The organism is Streptomyces xanthophaeus (genome assembly GCF_030440515.1).
Taxonomy (GTDB): domain Bacteria; phylum Actinomycetota; class Actinomycetes; order Streptomycetales; family Streptomycetaceae; genus Streptomyces; species Streptomyces kutzneri.
This window is the reverse complement of sequence record NZ_CP076543.1, coordinates 7,642,214-7,660,076: the sequence shown is the minus strand read 5'-3', so window position 1 is coordinate 7,660,076 and position 17,863 is coordinate 7,642,214. Positions and strand designations below refer to the sequence as shown.

The following is a 17,863-nucleotide window of genomic DNA, read 5'->3' as shown; positions in this document are numbered from 1 at the left end:
CCGAGCCGGGGGTCAGGTGGCGGTCCAGCCGCCGTCCAGGGGGATCGAGGCACCGGTGACGTAGCCGGTGTGCGGGCCGCAGAGCCACAGGACGGCTGCGGCGACCTCCTCCGGTTCGATCAGCCGCTTGACCGCGGAGCGGCTCAGCAGCACCTCGGACACCACCTCGGCTGCGTCGATGCCGTGAACGGCGGCCTGGGCCTCGATCTGCCGCTCGACCAGTGGTGTGCGGACGTAGGCGGGGTTCACGCAGTTGCTGGTGACGCCGTGCGGAGCCCCTTCGACGGCCGCGACCTTGCTCAGCCCTTCGAGTGCGTGCTTCGCGGTCACGTAACCGGCCTTGAACGCGCTGGCGCGCAGCCCGTGCGCACTGGAGATGTTGACGATGCGGCCCCAGCCGCGTGCGCGCATATGGGGCATGGTCCGGCGGATCAGCAGGAACGGCGCATGCACCATCACGCGCTGCATGAGGGCGAAGCGGTCCGGCGGGAACTCGGTGAGCGGGGCGACGTGCTGCAGCCCGGCGTTGTTGACCAGGATGTCGATGCCGGCCGGCAGCTCCCCGACGGTCTCGTCCCTGGAAAGGTCGACCACGTGCGCCTGCCCGCCGATCGTCTCGGCGACGGCCTTCGCGGTGGCGGCGTCCTTGTCCACCACGTGTACGTGGGCCCCGGCCGCGGCGAGCGCCGCGGCACAGGCCCGCCCGATACCGCCGCCGGCGCCGGTCACCAGGGCGGTACGGCCCGCCAGGTCGATGCCCGCGGCGGCGGCAGCCGGTCCGTGGGGCACGGGAGGGTATCCGCTTGTCATGCCCGGAATCATCCGGGACACCTGTGGGCCGCTCCCATGTGCGCGGCCGCCACAGTCGGGCCGCGAGGTGTGTCGGCCGCCGCCAGGACCGCCCCGGGCCGGCCGCACAGGCCCGCGGAGCCTCGTGGAGGCCCGCGGAGGCTCGCGCAGGCCCCCGGAAGCCCGCACGGGCCCGACCCCCTAGGCGGGCCCGAGCAGGTCCAGGAGCGGGGCCAGTGCGCCGGGCCGCCGGTCGACCGGGAGGTGGTCGACGAAGTGCACCGGGCAGCCGAGCGCCCGCGCGCCGCCGTCCGCCTCGCGGCTGTCGCCGACCATCAGGACCTCGGCGGGGGCCAGGCCCAGCCTGTCGCAGGCGGTCCGGAAGATCACCGGATCGGGCTTCTGGGCGCCCAGCTCGAAGGAGAGCACGTAGGCGTCGACCAGCTCGTCGAGCCCGTGCGTGCGGAAGACCGGCCGCAGGTCCCATCCGATGTTGCTGACCACGGCCACCGGGAGCCCCCGGCGGCGCAGTGCGCGCAGGGTGGGCCCGGTGTCCGGGTAGGGGCGCCAGGCGGCGGGGTTCATGTGGCGGTCGTAGAGCGCCTGCGCCAGCTCCGGGTCGGTGATCCCGGCAGCGCGGGTCAGGCCGCCGTAGGCGGCCCGGTGCTGCTCGGTGCTGAGGTCCCGCTGGTCCCACAGGGTTTCGAGGTGCGCCGGCATGTGCTGGGGCGACGGTCCGCCGGGCAGTGCGCCGTACTCGGTCAGCCGCCGCGCCGTCTCGCCGAACTCCTGCTCGGCGAGCGGGACGCCGGTCTCCGCGAGGGCGGCGGCGAGCCACTCCTCGGTCGACTCGACGCGCAGCAGTGTGCCGGAGAAGTCGAACATCACTCCCTTGATCATGTGGTGATCGTAGTCCGGCCCGGCCCGAGCCGGCCCGATCCGAGCCGCCTCCAGGGATCGGGCTCAGGTGGTCGGGTGCAGCCTGGACGCGACGGGGGCGGCCGGCGAACCCTGCGGACTCCCGTCGATGGCGGCCAGGGCACTGCCTGCCAGCCAGGTCCGCCAGTCCACGTTCCAGTCGCCGAAGCCGTTGTCGAAGGGGGCCATCTTCGCCCCGCCGCTGTTGACCACCTCCACGATGTCTCCCTCGCGGACGGTCTCGAAGAACCAGGCGGCGTCCTCGGTGCTCATGCCCGTGCAGCCGTGGCTCACATTCTCCTCGCCCTGCGACGCGACCGACCAGGGCGCCGCGTGGATGTACTCGCCGCTCCAGGTCACCCGGGTCGCGTAGGAGACGGGCAGGTCGTAGAACTCGCTGGTGCCGCGCTGGATGCCGACCGTGTCACCGCGCATCCGCACCTTGGGCTCCTTGCGCAGCACGACCTTGATGCCGCTGCGGGTCCTGAAGCCCGCCTTGCCGGTGGTGACCGGGATCGTCCTGATGACCCGCCCGTTGCGGCGTACGGTCATCCGGTGGGTGGCGGAGTCGGTGACGGCCTCGATCCGGTCCGCGATGGTGAACTGCACCGCGTCGGAGGGGCCGCCGTAGTCGTGGTCCCCGACCTCGATCCCGTCGAGACCGCTGCGGACGCGGACGACGGTGTGGGCGGGCCAGTAGGTACGCGGCCGGAAGTGCAGGGTCGACTCGTCGACCCAGTGCCACGCGCCCTCGACATGCGGCTCCGAGGTCACCTGCAGTGCCCGCTCCAGCCGGGCGCGGGCCGGGAGGTCGTCGGCGGGCACCGGGCGGCTGAGGCTCGCCGTCACGATCTCCCCCGCTCCGTACGTGCCGGGGCCCGGCCCGAACTCGACCGTCAGCCTGCCCCCGTCCGAGGGCGGCGCGGTCCGGAACGCCATGGTCACCCCGACCGCGGTCCCGTCCGCGTCCAGGGCGCCGACCTGCACGGTGTAGGTCTCGCCCGCCCGCAGCGGCTCGCTGTTCAGCCAGCGCTCGCTGTGCGGGGCGAGCTCGCCGGCGAGATGGCGGCCATGCCCGTCGCGTACGGTCACGTCCGTGAGGCGGCCCGGTTCCGCGAGGGCGATCTGGAGCGGCCCGCCGGAATCCGTGGGGAGCAGCTCGGTCCGGGCGTTCTGCGCCGCGCCGCCGAGGGCGGGCTCCTTCACGACGGATCCCACCCCGCGCGCGGTGGCCCGTACCCGTTGCTCCTGCCAGCCGCTGCACAGCCCGGGGCGGAACATGCGCACCGCGCACGGCCCGTCGCCGGCTTCACCGCCCTCCTCCAGCACCCTCCCGACCAGCAGGGTGACCGCGGCCTCTCGCGGCGGGCCCGCGAGGGTCCCCTGCGCAGTATCCGCATAGGGCGCCCGGCCCGGCGCTGCGGCGACGACCAGCATGGCCCCCGTCACCGCAGCCACGGCGCCCCACGCCTTGGTCGGTTGTCTCCGTCGCATTCGTGGCATAGCCGTATCAAAGCGATGCGGCGCCGAAATGATGATCATTCCCTCGGTGCTGCGGCCGAACGGGCACCCAAGAGAACTCGGACGGAGCACAGAACCCGGTCCTGGCGAGCGGCGCACGGACGGAGGTCCGATAATCGGATGCCCTCGTGCGGGCCGCCCGCGACAATGCGGCCATGGCCATCCGCACAGCACGGTTCGACGAGCTGACCCTCCTCCAGGACATCGAGAGGGCCGCCGGGCGCTGCTTCCGGGACATCGGCATGCCGGAGATCGCCGACGACGAGCCGCTGACGCTCGGCGAGCTCGCCCCCTACCAACGGGCCGGGCTGGCCTGGGTGTCGGTCGACGACGGGGCCGACACCCCGGGCGCCTACCTGATCGCCGAGCGCGTCGAGGGCAATCTGCACGTCGAGCAGGTGTCCGTCCATCCGGACCGCTCACGCCGCGGGCTCGGCCGGGGCCTGCTGGAGCATCTGGCGGAGTTCGCCAGGCGCGAGGGCGCGCCCGCCCTGACCCTCACCACCTTCACCGAGGTCCCGTGGAACGCCCCGTACTACGCGCGCTGCGGCTTCCGGCCGCTGGCGGACGCGGGGCTCACTCCCGGACTGCGGGAGATCCGTGAGCGCGAGGCGGCGCACGGCCTGGACCGGTGGCCCCGCGTGTGCATGCGGCGGGACCTGTGACGGCGCCTCGGACCGGTGCGGGGAAGCCAGGCTTGAACGATCGGCAATTCGATGAGGGATACGGGATGTTCGAAGGAAAGTCGGTACGGCTGCGTGCGCTGCGCTCCGAAGACGCCGAGCACCATCTCCGGTGGCGCAACGACCCGGAGGTGGTGCGCTGGGCCGCGGCCGGTGATCCGTGCTTCGGCCCGGTCACGGCGGAGGCCGTCGGGCTCGGCTTCGAGACGATGCTGCGCCTGAGCCCGAGGGAGTCGGCCGTGTTCACGGTCGAGGACCTGGCATCCGGAAGGGTGATAGGCATGGCCGACTTCCGGGACCTGGACCCGTACGCCGGAGTGGCCACGCTGGGTATCACCATCGGCGAACGGGAGTTCTGGGGCTGTGGCCACGGCAGTGACGCGCTGCGGCTGCTCGTCGGCCACCTGTTCGGCGCGTACGGCCTGAGCCGCCTGGAACTGGACACCTGGAGCGGCAACGAGCGCGCCGTGCGTGCCTTCACCCGTCTGGGCTTCCGCGAGGAAGGCCGCCGCCGGTCTGCGGTGCTGATGGAAGGGAAGCGCTACGACAGCGTGCTCTTCGGGATGCTTCGGGAAGAGTGGCCGAACCCCGCGTGAACGAGGCTGCGGGCATGACGGAGCACCCCGGTTCCGGTGTGATGCTGACGCGGCTGCTGGACCACAGGGACCTCCGTGTGCAGGAGCCGGCCGATCGCGCGGGATCGACCACGCACGAGATCCGAGCGGTGCTCGCGGGGGCGGCCCCCGGTGAGGAGCTGCTCCGGCGGATCGCGCCGGTCCTGGGCCTCCCCGCGGTCGATCTGTTCGTCCTGGCGGGGCTGGCGGTCCCGGACGACTTGGCGCCGTTGGACGCCGCGGCCGGGCGGTCGGCGCCGTACATCGCGATGGACGCGGCGCACCTCCCCGCTTCGGAACGGCGCGAACTCCTCCAGCTCGCCCGCTCACTGCCGCAGGAGGAACGGCCTTCCGTCTTCGCCCCGAAGCGACTCGCACCCGATGCCGGTCCGGGCGGTCGGGTCGTCCGCATGCTCCAGTACCGCAACCTGGACCGGCTGGGCATGGCGAAGCTCCTGGCGGTGGTGACGCCCACGTACCTGTCGGCGGCCACATACGGGGTGATCGGCTCCGGCGGCATGGAGCTGACGCCCCGCCTGGTGACGGACTTCGCAGCCCTGCTGGGGATCGACGCCCGCGAACTCGCCGTGCTGACGGGGGTCGACCTGGGTGAGGTGCCACCGCCTCCGGCCCCGGAGGCGGTGGACGCCGCAGCTCTGCTGTGGGAGGCGCGGCGCCTGTCCGCGGCCCAGGCACAGCACGTCGCCGAGCTGGCGCGCGCCATGCGCGGGAACTCCGCCGACGGGTACTTCATCGACCTGCCCGGGTCCCCTGACACCTGCCGGTGAGCGAACGCGTTCGATCGTGCGGTCACCGCACCACACGGTCACCGCACCACACGCCGACCCGAGGCCATTTCGGTGATCGACGGGCAGTCCCTGATCTGCCGCCGCGGCGACCGGGTGGCCGGCGACGGGCATGGCCGGATCCGTGCGCGTACGCACCCGCGCGCCTTCGCCGAGCGCGAACCGGCGTCGCGGCGGTGCTCGCGATGTGCTGAGGTGGTCTGATGGATCTTCTTGTACTGGGCGGGACCGCATGGCTGGGACGTGAGATCACGCGGCAGGCGCTGGCGCGGGGGCACGCCGTGACCTGCCTGGCGCGCGGCGAGAGCGGCGCCGTCGCGCCCGGTGCGCGGCTCGTGGCGGCGGACCGGAGCCAGGAGTCCGCCTACGCGGAACTCCTCGACCGTGACTGGGACGCCGTGATCGAGGTGTCCTGGCAGCCGGCCTTCGTCCGCGACGCGCTCGCGGCCCTCGCGGGGCGGGTCCGGCACTGGACCTACGTCTCCTCCATCAGCGCCTACGCCGACCACGGCACGGTCGGGGCCGACGAGTCGGCCGCACTGCTGCCGCCCGCCGAGGCCGACCACGTGGAGCGGGAGGAGTACGGGGAGGCCAAGGTCGCCTGCGAAGAGGCTTCGCGCGCCGCGGTGGGAGACCGGCTCGTCATCGCCCGGGCCGGCCTGATCGGCGGCCCGGGTGACGCGAGCGGACGGTCGGGGTACTGGGCGGCGCGCTTCGCCCGTGACGTGGACCAGCCCGTGCTCCTCCCCCGGTCCCCCGAGGTGCCGACCCAGGCGGTCGACGTGCGCGATCTGGCGGGCTGGCTGCTGGACCTGGCCCAGGAGGGGACCACCGGGACCTTCGACGCCGTCGGTCCCGTCGTCCCCTTCGGCGACTGGATCGACCTGTCGGCACGCGTGGCCGGGTACACCGGGCCGGTGGCCGAGGCGGACCCGCAGTGGCTCTTCGACCAGGGCGTCGGGCCGTTCATGGGCCCGGAGTCGATGGCCATGTGGATGCCGGATCCGAAGTGGGCCGGCTTCTGCGCCCGCAGCGGAGCCGCGGCGCACGCCGCCGGGCTGCGCGACCGCCCGCGCGCGGAGATGCTGGAGGACCTCCTGCGGTGGGAGCGCGCCGAGGGCCTGGAACGACCCCGCCGGGCCGGTCTGAGCACCGCCCGCGAGCGGGAGCTGCTCACCGCCCTCGCCGCAGCGCCGGAATGACGCCGCGCGGGGCCACGGGGAACTGCCGGGCCTCCGCGACCCCGGCCTCCTGACCCGCCGTCCGGCGGCGGCTCACTCCAGGCCGTACCGCCGGGCCGACTCCTCCTCCTGGGCCAGCCGGTGCAGTGCCTTCAGCACCGGCTGGAACAGGATGGTCGCCGCCACGGCGGTCTCGGCCTTCTCCGCCTCCGAGGGGAAGGTCTCCACGAAGTCCAGGTCCCGCACGGCCACTTGGTGCATCAGCTGCGCGTACGGGGCCATGAGCTCGGCGTCCCAGGGATAGCCGAGCCGCGTCAGGGTGGCCACCGCCGCCACGAGCGAACGGTGGACCGGGGAGAGTTCCCCCAACTCCCGTGCGGTGGACCAGCCGAGCGTCCGCAGCAGCTGGTCGACCTCGGCGCGCGCGGCGACCGTGGCCTCGTCCTCACCGACACCGCCGTCGCCGTCGCCGCCGCCTTTGCCGCCGGCCGGTTCGGGCTCGTGGGGCAGGGCCCACAGGGCCGCGCCCAGGCGCATCGTCCGGCCCAGGGACTCGTCGTCGACGTGCCCGAGCACCATCCGGACCCTGGCCACCGGCACCCGGCCGACCTGGATCATCGCGCGCACCAGCCGCAGTCTGCGCAGATGGCCCTCGTCGTAGTCGGCGGTCGTCGCGCTGACGCGGCGGCCCGGCGGCAACAGCCCTTCGCGCAGGTAGTACTTGATCGTGGCGATCGACACGCCGCTCCGCTCACTCAGTTCCGCGAGCCGCAATCTCTTGAACCTTCCCTTGGCGAGTGTCACTATCCAATCATGTGACGGTTGGACAGCAGTGCTATCCAACAAGGCGATCGGGAGGCCGGCATGTTCGCGAAACCCTTACCGGGCCGTACCACCGCAGCAGCCGAGGGGGACGTCGTCGTCCTGCTCATCGGAATGCGCATCAACCACTTCTGGGCCGTGCACCATTGGGTCCCTGTGATCACGGCCATGCCGCGCATGCTGCGGGAGCTCGCCAAGGATCCCGCCCGGGGTCTGCTCGGCCACGTCCTGCTCACCGCCTCGCCCCGCACGTACTACGTGGTCCAGTACTGGGAGTCCAAGGAGAAGCTCTACGCGTACGCCGCGGCGCCGGACATGCTCCACCACAAGGCCTGGTCGATCGTCAACCGCAAGGATCGGGCGGGGCAGTTGCGCCGCCACGTCGGGCTCTGGCACGAGTCCTACATCGTGCCCGAGGGCTCGTACGAGTCGATCTACTTCGACATGCCGCCCTTCGGGCTGGCCGCGGCCACCGGGGTGCTGCCCCTGGAGAGCCGCGGCCGGCGCGCGGCCGACCGGTTCGCGCACCGCTCGCCCGCGGCCCGGCCGGATCGGTGAGCGGGGCCCGCGGTCAGCTCACCGCCGGGGCCTGGTCGCGATGGTGGCCGCGACGGTGACGGTCCGGGTGCAGGCGCCGTCGGGGTGGCGCTCCATCAGGGCGTGGCGCAGCTCGGACTCGAAGGCGTCCTTCCGGTCGCCGAACAGGGCCGGACTGGAGCAGGCACGGGAGAACTGCAGGCCGATCACCTGGTCCACCGTGCAGTGCGCGGACCGCTCCCACGTGGTGGTCCCGACACGGGAGAACGCCGACTTCGCGAGATGGTCCTCCACGTCCCGCAGTTCCTCCATGCCCGCCGTGCCGTGCGCCGTGCCGCCCGCCGCCCCGTCGCCGGGTCCGAGGAAGCGCGTGCGCACCTCGTCGACGACGGACGGCCAGGCCGACGCCATGGAGGTGACGACGGCGATCCCGCCACGCGGTGCGAGCACGGCGTCCAGGTCGGCCGGCACCCGCACCCGGTCCATCCGGTGGAACGCCCCGCCGATGACGCACAGGTCGATCCGGGGAAGGCACAGCCTTCCGATGCCGGCGGCGTCGCCGCGCAGCCAGGAGATGTTCCTGCTGCCCTGCTCCTCGGCGAGGCCGCACCCTTCGGCCAGCATGGCCGGCTCCGGGTCGACGGCGTAGACGTGCTCGGCCAGCCGAGCCAGCGGCAGGCCGAGCGTGCCCGGTCCGGCGCCGAGGTCCAGTACGGTCTGGGAGCCGTCGAGCGCGAACCGGTCCGCGAGGAGCGCGTAGAGCTCCGCCGGGTACGGCGGCCGGTAGCGGGCGTAGTACGGGGCGGCGGACGCGTACGGGGTACTCATGGGGTCCTCCCAGGCCGGGGTTGCATCCGCCGATCGTGGAGCACAACCCGGCCCTCGGCAGCGCCTGGCCCCTCAAATCCCCCGTACGGATGCCTGCCGTTCACCTGTCACCTGGTATCCGATCACTTCTGCGGGGTCAGCCGCTCCCACAGGAAGGTGTGGACGAGGGCCTCGTTGAAGGCCGTCTGCCGGTGGTCGGTGGCGCCCGCGTGGCCGCCCCCGAGGTGTTCGTGGAAGAGGACGGGATGCCCGTACTCACGCAGCCGCGCGGCCATCTTGCGGGCATGGCCGGGGTGTACCCGGTCGTCGCGGGTCGAGGTCAGCAGGAGCAGCGGCGGGTACGCGGGCCCGTCCGCCCGGATCCGGTGGTACGGGGAGATCCGCTCCAGGTGCGGCCGGTCGGCCGGGCTGTCGGGATCCCCGTACTCGGCGATCCAGCTTGCCCCGGCGAGCAGCTTGTGGAAGCGCAGCATGTCCAGCAGCGGCACGTGCGCGACGACCGCGCCGAACAGTTCCGGGTCGCGGGTCAGCATGGCGCCCATGAGCAGCCCGCCGTTGCTGCCGCCCTCGATGCCCAGCTGGGCGGGGGTGGTGATGTCCCGGGCGGTGAGGTCCCGGGCGACCGCGGCGAAGTCCTCGTAGGCCCGGACCCGGTTCGCGCCGAGGGCCGCCTTGTGCCAGGCGGGCCCGTACTCGTGCCCGCCCCGGATGCCCGCGACGACGTACGTGCCGCCGCGCGCGAGCCAGGCCCGGCCGGTGACCGCGCTGTAGTGCGGGACCATGGAGATCTCGAAGCCGCCGTACCCGTAGAGCAGGGTCGGGCCGGGGCCCGGGCGGTCCTCGGGTCCGACGACGAAGTACGGCACCCTCGTACCGTCCGCGGAGGTCGCGAAGTACTGGCGTACGGCGAGACCGGCGGTGTCGAAGAGCGCCGGGCTCTGCTTGAGGGTCTCGCTCCCGCCGGCGTCGCCGGCGGTGCCCCGGTAGAGGGTGGAGGGCTGGAGGAAGCCGGAGACCTGGTGGAAGTACTCGTCGCCGACGTCCGGGTCCGTGTCGGTGACCGAGGCCGTGGACAGTGGCGGCAGGCCCGGCAGCGGCGCGCGGTGCCAGCCGCCCTCGCCCGGGGTGAGCAGCTCCATCCGGGAGGAGACGTCGGCGCGGGTGCTGAGGATGAGGTGGTTGCGGGTCCAGCTGTACCCGGCGAGCGCGGTGCGCTCGTCCGGGGTGAACAGCACCTCGGCCTCGCGGCCGCCCGCCAGGAAGGCGTCGAGGTCGAAGGCGAGCAGGCTGCCCGCGCCATGGCCGAGCCACGGCGACTTGGTGGTGACGGTCAGCCACCGGCGGTGGACGGAGGCGCCCGCGTCGTCCGGGACGTCGATCTTCAGTGGCGGGCCGGCGGCGTCGTCCTGGAGCAGGAAGAGCTCCTGGTTCCAGAAGTCGATCTGCCGGTGGACGAAGTCCCGTTCGAAGCCGGGGGTGTCGTCGTGCCATCCGGAGGCGGACAGGTCCGTCGGCCGGCCCTCGTAGACCAGCTCGGCGTCCGCGAGGGGGGTGCCGCGCCGCCAGCGGCGTACCTGGAGCGGGTAGCCGGACGCGGACATCGAGCCGGCGCCGAAGTCCGTGCCGATCCAGACCCGGTCGTGGTCGATCCACCCGATCCGGGTCTTGGCCTCGGCGACGGTGAACCCGTCCTCTGCGAATTGCAGGGTCTCCAGGTCGAACTCGCGCACCACGCAGGCGTCCGCGCCGTCCCGGGACAGCATGACGAGGGCGTGCCGGTGTTCGGGGGCCAGGACCCGGCTGCCCGCCCATGCCCATTTCTCACCCTCGGCCCCGGCGAGCGCGTCGAGGTCCAGGAGCACCTCCCAGGCCGGCCGCTCCGTCCGGTACTCCTCCAGCGTGGTCCGCCGCCAGAGGCCGCGTACGTGGTCGGCGTCCTGCCAGAAGTTGTAGAGGTGGCCGCCCCGGCGGACGGTGTAGGGGATCCGGCCGTCGTCGTCCAGTACCTCGCGCATCTCCTGTTCGAGGACCTTGAACCCTGGCGAACCGGTCAGCTCTTCGACGGTCTCGGCATTGCGCTCCCGCACCCAGGCGAGGGCGGCGTCGCCGGATACGTCTTCCAGCCACAGGTAGGGGTCTACATCGCTCATCAGGCGATTGTGCAGGAAGCGAGGGCGGGTGTCCGCCGTGATGCCCCTCTCGGGCATCGCCCGGTCCCGCTCAGCCGTCGTCGGCCGGCGGACCGCCGGATGCCGGACCGTCCGCCGCCGGACCGCCGGATACCGGGAGGCGGGCGTCGCGCAGCGCCGTGTGCACCGACCAGGTCACCGAGACCAGCGGGACCGCGACCACCGCTCCGACCACCCCGGCGGCGATGGCTCCCGCGACCACCGAGATCGCCACCACCAGCGGGTGCAGACTCACCGCCCGGCTCATCACCAGCGGATGCAGCAGATGGCCCTCGATCTGGCCGATGACCACGATCAGCGCGACCACCAGGCCCGCGACGAACGGCCCCTTCGCGGCCAGCGCGACCACCGCGGCGACGGCCAGCGCGACCGGCGATCCGACGAGCGGGATGAACGCGGCGAAGAACTCCAGCAGGGCCAGCGGCACGGCCAGCGGGACCCCGAGGAAGTACAGCGCCAGCCCGACCAGGACCGCGTTCGTCGCCGCGACGAGGACGATCCCGCGGGTGTAGCCGGTGAAGGTGCGCCAGGCGGCGCCGCCGGCGATGCCCACGCGGGCGCGTACCGACGGGGGCAGCTGCGCGCAGAACCAGGACCACTGCCGGTCGCCGCCGTGCAGGAAGAAGAAGGAGGAGAAGGCCGCGAGGGCGAGCACGGTCAGGACCTGCACCAGGCGCCCGGCTCCGCTGAGTGCCTGGCTGAGCAGCGTGGCGCGGTGGCTCGACAGGTACGCGCCGAGGCGGGACTGGAGGTCGGAGAGCGCGTTGGGGTTCAGCCGGAAGGGCGGCCGCTCCAGGTACTCCTCGATGCTGGCGACTCCCTCGCGGAACTCCCGGGCCAAGGTGGTGCTCTCCCCGGCCACCGCCGTACCGACCAGGGCCAGCACGCCCAGCAGGAGCAGCGCGCTGCCGAGGAGGGTGACGGCGACCGCGACCGAGCGGGGCAGGACGCGCGCGAGGCGCCGGGTGGGCCACCACAGCAGCGCGGTGACGACGAGCCCGAGGAAGAGTGCCACGGTGATCTCGTGGAAGCGGCCGAGCACGGAGAAGAGCGCGTAGACGGCGGCGCCGACCACCAGCAGGCGCCAGGCGTACGACGCTGCCGTACGCAGGAACGCTGACACCGGCGGCATGACCCATGGGTGCCACACCGGACCCGGGCTGCCACGCGCCGGGCTCCGGATTCGCCCGTCCGTGATCGGTACGGGGGCCGATGCGCGGAAAATCCGTTGCTCCGGTCGGGAGGTCCACGGACGATGGCATCTCGTGAGCACTTCCCGTTGGACTGCCGTACTGCCCGATTTCGCCCCGTTCCGTTCCGGCCGTGACTTCAGGCTGCTGTTCTACCAGGGCACGGTGACGTACTTCGGCTCGTTCATGGCGATGATCGCGCTGCCGCTGCAGATCAAGCACCTGACGGACTCGCCGACGGCGGTCGGTGCGATGGGTGCGGTGGAGCTCGTTCCGCTGGTGGTCTTCGGGCTGTACGGGGGCGCCCTCGCCGACGCGGTCGACCGGCGGCGGCTGATCCTGCTGACCGAGGCCGGGCTCGGGGTGCTCGCCCTGGTGCTCCTGGTGAACGCGCTGCTGCCGGATCCGCTGCTGTGGCCGCTGTACGTGGTCGCGGCGGGGGTGTCGGCCCTGAGCGGGCTCCAGCGGCCGGCCCTGGACTCGCTGATGGCGCGGATCGTGCCGCACGAGCAGCTGACGGCCGCCGCCGCGCTCAACGGGTTGCGCTACCAGTTCGGGGCGATCGCCGGTCCGGCGCTGGCCGGTGTGGTCGTCGCCTTCGCCGGTCACGCCGCGGCCTACTCCGTCACCGTGCTCGGGTTCCTCGTCTCTGTGCTGCTGTGCCTGCGGCTCAGTCCGGCGCCCCCGGTGGAGGGGGCCGACCGTCCGTCGCTGCGCGGGATCGTGGAGGGCGCGCGCTACGCGTGGAGCCGGCCCGTACTGCTGGGGACGTACGCCGTCGACCTGGCGGCGATGTTCTTCGCCTTCCCGAACGCCATCTACCCCTTCCTCGCGGACGAGCTCGACGCGGTCTGGGCGCTGGGGCTGATGTACGCGGCCGGGGCGGTGGGCTCGCTGGTGCTCGGCATGACCAGCGGCTGGATGTCCCGGGTACGCCGGCACGGGCTGCTGGTGGTGTGCGGTGCGGGGGTGTGGGGCCTGGCGATCGCGGGGGCCGGCGCATCCTCCGGCATCTGGCTCGTGCTGCTGTGCCTCGCGGTGGCGGGTGCGGGCGACATGATGAGCGGGCTGGGCCGGGCGACGATCTGGAACCAGACGATCCCGGAGGAGCTGCGGGGCCGGCTCGCGGGCATCGAGGTGCTCTCGTACAGCGTGGGGCCACAGCTCGGGCAGGTCCGGGCGGGCACGATGGCCGGCTGGACCGGTACCCGTTCGGCCTTCTGGGGCGGCGGGCTGGCGTGTGTGGCGTCGGTGGCGGTGCTGGCCGCCCTGCTGCCGAAGCTGATCTCCTACGACGCCGACACCGACGAGGACGCGCTGCGCCGCCGGGCGGCCCGGGAGGCGGAGCAGGCGGGCGCGCCGGCCTGAGGCCGGGTCCGGTCCTGAGGCCGGGTCCGGTTCAGACACCGCTGGTGGCGGTGATCCTCCCGTCGGCGACGGCGGCGGTCAGCAGTGCGTGGTCGGCGCGGGTCCGGTCCGCGTAGCGGAGCGCGAAGCCGGCCACGGCGCGGTCGAAGGTGTCGGCGCCACCGAGGTAGCCCGCGATGGCGATGCGGTCGCCGGTGCGGGCATGGGCGCGGGCCAGGGCCCTGCCGCACAGCTCGGCGTACCGGCCGAGCAGGCTCGGGGGCATGCCGGTGACATCGGCCGACCCCTTCATGTCGCGCAGCTGCCGGCCGTAGAAGTGGCGCCCGGCGGGTCCGGTCGTCCAGCCGAGGAAGATGTCGCCCGCGGCCTGCATGCGGCGCTGGCCCGCGACCACCCGGTGCCCTTCGTGATCGTGTCCGTCGTCCGGGAGGTGGCCCTGCAGGACGGACGGCACGGCTTCCTTGATCTGCAGGAAGAGCGGGTCGTCGGCATCGCGTCCGAGGAGCAGCACGATGAAGCAGCGGGTCCCCACGCTCCCGACGCCGACGACCTTGCGCGCCGCGTCGGCGAACCGGAAGCGGTCCAGCAGGAGGCGGCGTTCCTCGGCGAGGGTGCTGCGGTACCTGGCGAAGATCTGGTCGACCTCCCGCGAGTCCGCCCGGGCGAGGGGTTCCAGCAGCGGCGGGTCGTGGATGATCCGCCGGCGCCCGCCCTGGACCTCGGTGAGCTTGCCGAGCGCGCGCAGGCTGGTGCGGCGGCGGGCGCGCGCCAGGGTGGCCTCCACCCGGTCGCGCTGTTCGGGCTTGCGGATGAGGGGCAGCAGCTCGGCGGTGTCGATCCGGTGGTACCAGACGTCCAGCTCGCGGTGTCCGGCGAGCTCCCGGATCGTCTGCCGGTAGGCCCGGGCCGCGCCGAGGGCGGCCCTCGCGGCGCGGTCGTCGCCGTACCCGTTGTCGCGGGCGGCCACGGCGACGCTCGCGGCGAGCCGTTTGACGTCCCATTCGAAGGGGCCGGGGAAGGTCTCGTCGAAGTCGTTGAGGTCGAAGAGCAGGGCGCGTTCCGGAGAGGCGAACATGCCGAAGTTCAGCAGGTGCGCGTCCCCGCACAGCTGGACGGTGAGGCCGGTCTGCGGTGCGGTGGCCAGATCGGCGGCCATGACGGAGGCCGCGCCGCGCAGGAAGGCGAGCGGCGATGCCGCCATCCGGCCGTAGCGGATCGGCAGCAGCTCGGGCACCCGGTCGGCACCCTGCCGCTGCAGTACGCCGATGGGGTCGGGCCGGTCCGGGGAGGCGGTCCACCGCCCGTGCGCGGACCGGCCGGTGATCTTGCGGACGGCCCGTCCGCGCCGGAGCCGCTCAGCTGGACTGGTCATGCGCCGCTCCTCCTCGCCGGTCCCTCCTCATCCTCGCCGCACGGCTGCGGTCCCGCATGTCGCCGTCCCCGGAGCGGTCCGGGACGGCTGCGGTCAGCTCTCGTTCTCGGCGAGGATCCGGTCGGCCGCGTAGTGCGGGCAGTTGAGGGTGTGCCAGGTCACCGACAGTGACCCCGCTCCGGTCCGCAGGGTCCGCACCACTCCGTCGGCGGCGGTGGCCTTGCAGAAGGGGCACATGACGGTCTCCGGGCGCAGTAGATCGAACATGCCGTGTCCTTCCCGCAGCTTTCTCACACCGGACCAGTCCAGAACTATCAAATCCGGCGCCATTCGGCCGCAGTACCCACAAGTACGGATGGATATCGGGGGCCAGGACCGCACGGAAAGTGCGGTGGGCCGGGAAGCGGGAGGCCTCCACGGACGGCCGCCCCGGTCGCGAGGAGCCTTGTGGCGGCCCGGAGTTCACCCTCGGACCGGGTGCGGGGCGGCCGGGCCCGCCGTCACCCCCGCGAGGCGGGTGACGCCGTACGGGTTGCGCGGAACCGGGGCGGTGACGGGGCGCGGCCCGGCACCTTGCCGGGAGGTTACTCGCGAGGAAACACGACCTTTGGCTAGGGTGAGCGCCCTCCGGTCGAGAACCCTTCGGATCCCATGATCAAATGCGGATCCGCCACGTCGATCGAAGGATGTCCCGCATCCGGGACATGACTATGCAGTGCAGAGCGACGCGATGTCGGCAACACCGCCCGGCGTCGGCTCGGTACGAGCCGGCCTGCCCTCGCCCTGTCATCCAGAGCTGGAGGGCGGCGGTCTTCTCATTCACCTACCTCGCGAAGGCAAGGCAGAGATGTCAAGAATGCCCCGTCGGTCCACCCGGCCCCAGACGCACCCGGTCGACGAACGACTCCCCCTCCCCAGACTCGCCCTGTACGGCTTCCAGCACGTCCTCGCGTTCTACGCGGCGGCCGTCATCGTCCCGGTCCTGCTCGGGAACGCCCTGGGCCTCTCCCGCCAGGAGCTGGTCCACCTCATCAACGCGGACCTCCTGACCTGCGGCGTGGCCTCGATCATCCAGGCCCTCGGTGTCTGGAAGATCGGCGCCGGACTGCCCCTGGTCCAGGGCGTCACCTTCACCGCGGTCTCCCCCATGATCGCCATAGGCACGGGAGCGGGTGGCGGTACCGCCGGCCTGCTCGTCGTCTACGGGGCGGTGATCACGGCGGGCATCGCGACCTTCCTGTTCGCACCGCTCTTCAGCAGGCTGGTGAAGTACTTCCCGCCGGTCGTCATCGGCACGATCCTCACCATCATCGGCATCACGCTGATCCCCGTGGCCCTGCAGGACGCCGCGGGAGGCGCGCACCTCATCGGCACCCCCGCGTACGGCGACCCCAAGAACCTGGCCTACGCCCTGGGCACGCTGCTCTTCATCCTCACCATGGTCCGGGTCGGCAAGCCGTTCCTCAGCAGCCTCGCCGTCCTGCTCGGGCTCGTCGTCGGCACGGCGGCCGCCTGGCTCTTCGGCGACACCGATTTCGCCGCGGTGCGCGAGACCGACTGGTTCGGGGTCACCACGCCGTTCCACTACGGCATGCCGAGGTTCGAGCTGCTGCCGATCGTCGCCATGCTCGTCGTCGTGCTGATCACCATGGTGGAGACCACCGGTGACGTCTACGCGATCGGCGAGATCACCCGCAAGGAGGTCGACGCCGACACGGTCGCCCGGGCCCTGCGCGCCGACGGCGCGGCGACGGTGCTCGGCGGCGTCCTCAACTCCTTCCCGTACGTGGCGTTCGCGGAGAACATCGGCCTCGTGCGCATGTCGAAGGTGATGAGCCGGTACGTGGTCGTCGCGGCCGGTGTGTTCATGGTCGTCCTGGGGCTGCTGCCGAAGGCCGGCAGCCTCGTCGCCTCGATCCCTCACCCCGTGCTGGGCGGAGCCGCGATCTCCATGTTCGGCATCGTCGCCGCGGTCGGCATCCAGATCCTGGGGAAGGCCGATCTGCGGGAGGAGCGCAACACCCTGATCCTGGCGGTCAGTCTGGGCGCCGCCCTGCTGCCGGCCACCGTCGGCCCGTTCTTCGACCGGATGCCGGACGACCTGCGGGCGGTGCTCGACAGCGGAATCACGCTGGGCGCCCTGACGGCCATCGCGCTGAACCTGCTCTTCAACGTCTTCACGCGCCGCGGCACGATGGAGATCGACTGGGACGACATCGGCGAAGAGGGCCCGGCCGAGCCGCGGTTCGGCGCCCCGGCACACTGACGCGGACCGGGGCCGGGCGCTCCGCGCGCCCGGCCCCGGTCGATGCTCCGGGTCAGCGTCCCGCCGCGGGGAACGGCGGCGCCTCGCCCGCCTCGCCGATCAACTCCCAGAAATGGTCGACCAGTCGGCGCAGGAAGGCGGCACGCTCGGCCGCGATCTCCTTGAGCCTGGCGTCGTCGTTGCGGGCGACCAGGTGTCCCATGTACCGCTCCGAGAAGGCGGCGAACTCCGCATGCATCGTGCGCAGCGCGTCGCCCACGCTCGTCGCGTCCACGACCACGATCTCCCCCACCGGCTCCACGTACGTCTTCCACCGTCCGGCGACGGCCGAGCGCAGGTGCTCGGCCAGCTCCTCCACCCGGCCCGTGATCCCGATCAGTTCGCGCAGCGACAGCCCGAGGGCCTCCACGAGTGCCCTGGTCTGCCAGGTGTCCCCGTTCCAGCGGCCCGCCGATTCGGCCGCGCGGTACTCGGCGGGGTCCATGCCTATGCGGTACGCCAGCCGCTCGACGGTGAGCCGGCGGGCCAGCCGGTGCTCGGCGAGGGTGCGCGGTTCGATGCCCATCAGTGTGGTGGCGTCGCACCACAGGACGTCGGCCAGGGCGAAGAGTTGACGGTCGGAGGGTGCCTGGGCGCCCTGCTCCCAGGCCAGGAGGAGCTGGGGGTGGACGGGGGTGCCGCAGGCGGCCATGGAGTGGGCCACCTGGGTCGTGGTCAGGCCCATGCGGGCGCGCGCGGATCTGGCCTCGGTCGGGGAGAAGGGAGTGCTGTGCACGTAC

At 72.7% G+C, this 17,863-nt stretch carries 17 protein-coding genes; 7 read left to right on the top strand and 10 right to left on the bottom strand.

From position 1 onward, the window contains the following. Positions 1-12: 12 nt before the first annotated feature. The 3 genes from KO717_RS34260 to KO717_RS34250 all read right to left on the bottom strand — a co-directional run bounded on the left by KO717_RS34260 (position 13) and on the right by KO717_RS34250 (position 3,165). The gene (locus KO717_RS34260; protein ID WP_301373413.1) at positions 13-810 is read right to left on the bottom strand and encodes a 3-hydroxybutyrate dehydrogenase; all 798 of its coding nucleotides are present in this window, start codon (positions 808-810) and stop codon (positions 13-15) included. A gap of 180 nt (positions 811-990) precedes the next feature. Further along, positions 991-1,689, bottom strand: a complete 699-nt coding sequence (locus KO717_RS34255) for an HAD family hydrolase (protein WP_301373412.1) — start codon at positions 1,687-1,689, stop codon at positions 991-993. A gap of 63 nt (positions 1,690-1,752) precedes the next feature. Next, positions 1,753-3,165, bottom strand: coding sequence for a L,D-transpeptidase (locus KO717_RS34250; RefSeq protein ID WP_301373410.1), 1,413 nt, complete (start codon positions 3,163-3,165; stop codon positions 1,753-1,755). 218 nt (positions 3,166-3,383) lie between these two features. Here KO717_RS34250 and KO717_RS34245 point away from each other — a divergent pair, with 218 nt between their 5' ends. The 4 genes from KO717_RS34245 to KO717_RS34230 all read left to right on the top strand — a co-directional run bounded on the left by KO717_RS34245 (position 3,384) and on the right by KO717_RS34230 (position 6,533). Beyond that, a complete protein-coding gene (locus KO717_RS34245) occupies positions 3,384-3,893 on the top strand; it encodes a GNAT family N-acetyltransferase (protein ID WP_301373408.1) in 510 nt (169 codons plus the stop codon). 65 nt (positions 3,894-3,958) lie between these two features. Continuing rightward, positions 3,959-4,507, top strand: a complete 549-nt coding sequence (locus KO717_RS34240; protein ID WP_301373406.1) for a GNAT family N-acetyltransferase — start codon at positions 3,959-3,961, stop codon at positions 4,505-4,507. 14 nt (positions 4,508-4,521) lie between these two features. Beyond that, positions 4,522-5,313, top strand: a complete 792-nt coding sequence (locus KO717_RS34235) for a hypothetical protein (RefSeq protein WP_301373405.1) — start codon at positions 4,522-4,524, stop codon at positions 5,311-5,313. A 221-nt stretch (positions 5,314-5,534) separates the two neighbouring features. Continuing rightward, positions 5,535-6,533 carry an NAD-dependent epimerase/dehydratase family protein gene (locus tag KO717_RS34230; protein WP_301373404.1) on the top strand — a complete coding sequence of 333 codons (999 nt, stop codon included), beginning with the start codon at positions 5,535-5,537 and terminating at the stop codon, positions 6,531-6,533. A gap of 72 nt (positions 6,534-6,605) precedes the next feature. On the opposite strand, the gene KO717_RS34225 is transcribed toward KO717_RS34230, so the two are convergent. Next, entirely contained in the window at positions 6,606-7,286 is a 681-nt protein-coding gene (locus KO717_RS34225; RefSeq protein ID WP_301374934.1) for a MerR family transcriptional regulator, read from the bottom strand. A gap of 90 nt (positions 7,287-7,376) precedes the next feature. Here KO717_RS34225 and KO717_RS34220 point away from each other — a divergent pair, with 90 nt between their 5' ends. Beyond that, positions 7,377-7,892 (top strand): DUF4188 domain-containing protein, encoded by a 516-nt coding sequence (locus tag KO717_RS34220; protein WP_301373401.1) that lies wholly within the window; start codon positions 7,377-7,379, stop codon positions 7,890-7,892. A gap of 18 nt (positions 7,893-7,910) precedes the next feature. On the opposite strand, the gene KO717_RS34215 is transcribed toward KO717_RS34220, so the two are convergent. From KO717_RS34215 to KO717_RS34205, 3 genes are all read right to left on the bottom strand, one after another. After that, the gene (locus KO717_RS34215; RefSeq protein WP_301373399.1) at positions 7,911-8,699 is read right to left on the bottom strand and encodes a class I SAM-dependent methyltransferase; all 789 of its coding nucleotides are present in this window, start codon (positions 8,697-8,699) and stop codon (positions 7,911-7,913) included. A gap of 122 nt (positions 8,700-8,821) precedes the next feature. Beyond that, entirely contained in the window at positions 8,822-10,849 is a 2,028-nt protein-coding gene (locus KO717_RS34210) for a prolyl oligopeptidase family serine peptidase (protein ID WP_301373398.1), read from the bottom strand. A gap of 70 nt (positions 10,850-10,919) precedes the next feature. Beyond that, positions 10,920-12,020: an AI-2E family transporter gene (locus KO717_RS34205; RefSeq protein ID WP_301373396.1), complete on the bottom strand. Its 1,101-nt coding sequence runs from the start codon at positions 12,018-12,020 to the stop codon at positions 10,920-10,922. Between the two features lie 133 nt (positions 12,021-12,153). On the opposite strand from KO717_RS34205, the gene KO717_RS34200 reads away from it, so the two are divergent. Next, positions 12,154-13,446: an MFS transporter gene (locus KO717_RS34200; protein ID WP_301373394.1), complete on the top strand. Its 1,293-nt coding sequence runs from the start codon at positions 12,154-12,156 to the stop codon at positions 13,444-13,446. A gap of 31 nt (positions 13,447-13,477) precedes the next feature. Here the strand turns inward: KO717_RS34200 and KO717_RS34195 are convergent, their stop codons facing one another. Continuing rightward, complete coding sequence (locus tag KO717_RS34195) at positions 13,478-14,818, bottom strand: DUF2252 domain-containing protein (RefSeq protein WP_301373392.1); 1,341 nt, start codon at positions 14,816-14,818, stop codon at positions 13,478-13,480. Positions 14,819-14,911: 93 nt separating this feature from the next. Continuing rightward, positions 14,912-15,085, bottom strand: a complete 174-nt coding sequence (locus tag KO717_RS34190) for a hypothetical protein (protein WP_301373390.1) — start codon at positions 15,083-15,085, stop codon at positions 14,912-14,914. A 580-nt stretch (positions 15,086-15,665) separates the two neighbouring features. Here KO717_RS34190 and KO717_RS34185 point away from each other — a divergent pair. Further along, a complete protein-coding gene (locus KO717_RS34185) occupies positions 15,666-17,084 on the top strand; it encodes a nucleobase:cation symporter-2 family protein (protein ID WP_437184612.1) in 1,419 nt (472 codons plus the stop codon). A gap of 52 nt (positions 17,085-17,136) precedes the next feature. On the opposite strand, the gene KO717_RS34180 is transcribed toward KO717_RS34185, so the two are convergent. Then, a complete protein-coding gene (locus KO717_RS34180; protein WP_301373386.1) occupies positions 17,137-17,859 on the bottom strand; it encodes a helix-turn-helix domain-containing protein in 723 nt (240 codons plus the stop codon). Positions 17,860-17,863: the final 4 nt, after the last annotated feature.

Coding starts and splice junctions, on each gene's coding strand:
- KO717_RS34240 (WP_301373406.1), top strand. CDS start 3,959: ATGTTCGAAGGAAAGTCGGTACGGCTGCGTGCGCTGCGCTCCGAAGAC.
- KO717_RS34220 (WP_301373401.1), top strand. CDS start 7,377: ATGTTCGCGAAACCCTTACCGGGCCGTACCACCGCAGCAGCCGAGGGG.
- KO717_RS34205 (WP_301373396.1), bottom strand. CDS start 12,020: ATGCCGCCGGTGTCAGCGTTCCTGCGTACGGCAGCGTCGTACGCCTGG.
- KO717_RS34190 (WP_301373390.1), bottom strand. CDS start 15,085: ATGTTCGATCTACTGCGCCCGGAGACCGTCATGTGCCCCTTCTGCAAG.
- KO717_RS34195 (WP_301373392.1), bottom strand. CDS start 14,818: ATGACCAGTCCAGCTGAGCGGCTCCGGCGCGGACGGGCCGTCCGCAAG.
- KO717_RS34210 (WP_301373398.1), bottom strand. CDS start 10,849: ATGAGCGATGTAGACCCCTACCTGTGGCTGGAAGACGTATCCGGCGAC.
- KO717_RS34260 (WP_301373413.1), bottom strand. CDS start 810: ATGACAAGCGGATACCCTCCCGTGCCCCACGGACCGGCTGCCGCCGCC.
- KO717_RS34215 (WP_301373399.1), bottom strand. CDS start 8,699: ATGAGTACCCCGTACGCGTCCGCCGCCCCGTACTACGCCCGCTACCGG.
- KO717_RS34185 (WP_437184612.1), top strand. CDS start 15,666: ATGTCAAGAATGCCCCGTCGGTCCACCCGGCCCCAGACGCACCCGGTC.
- KO717_RS34230 (WP_301373404.1), top strand. CDS start 5,535: ATGGATCTTCTTGTACTGGGCGGGACCGCATGGCTGGGACGTGAGATC.
- KO717_RS34235 (WP_301373405.1), top strand. CDS start 4,522: ATGACGGAGCACCCCGGTTCCGGTGTGATGCTGACGCGGCTGCTGGAC.
- KO717_RS34255 (WP_301373412.1), bottom strand. CDS start 1,689: ATGATCAAGGGAGTGATGTTCGACTTCTCCGGCACACTGCTGCGCGTC.
- KO717_RS34245 (WP_301373408.1), top strand. CDS start 3,384: ATGGCCATCCGCACAGCACGGTTCGACGAGCTGACCCTCCTCCAGGAC.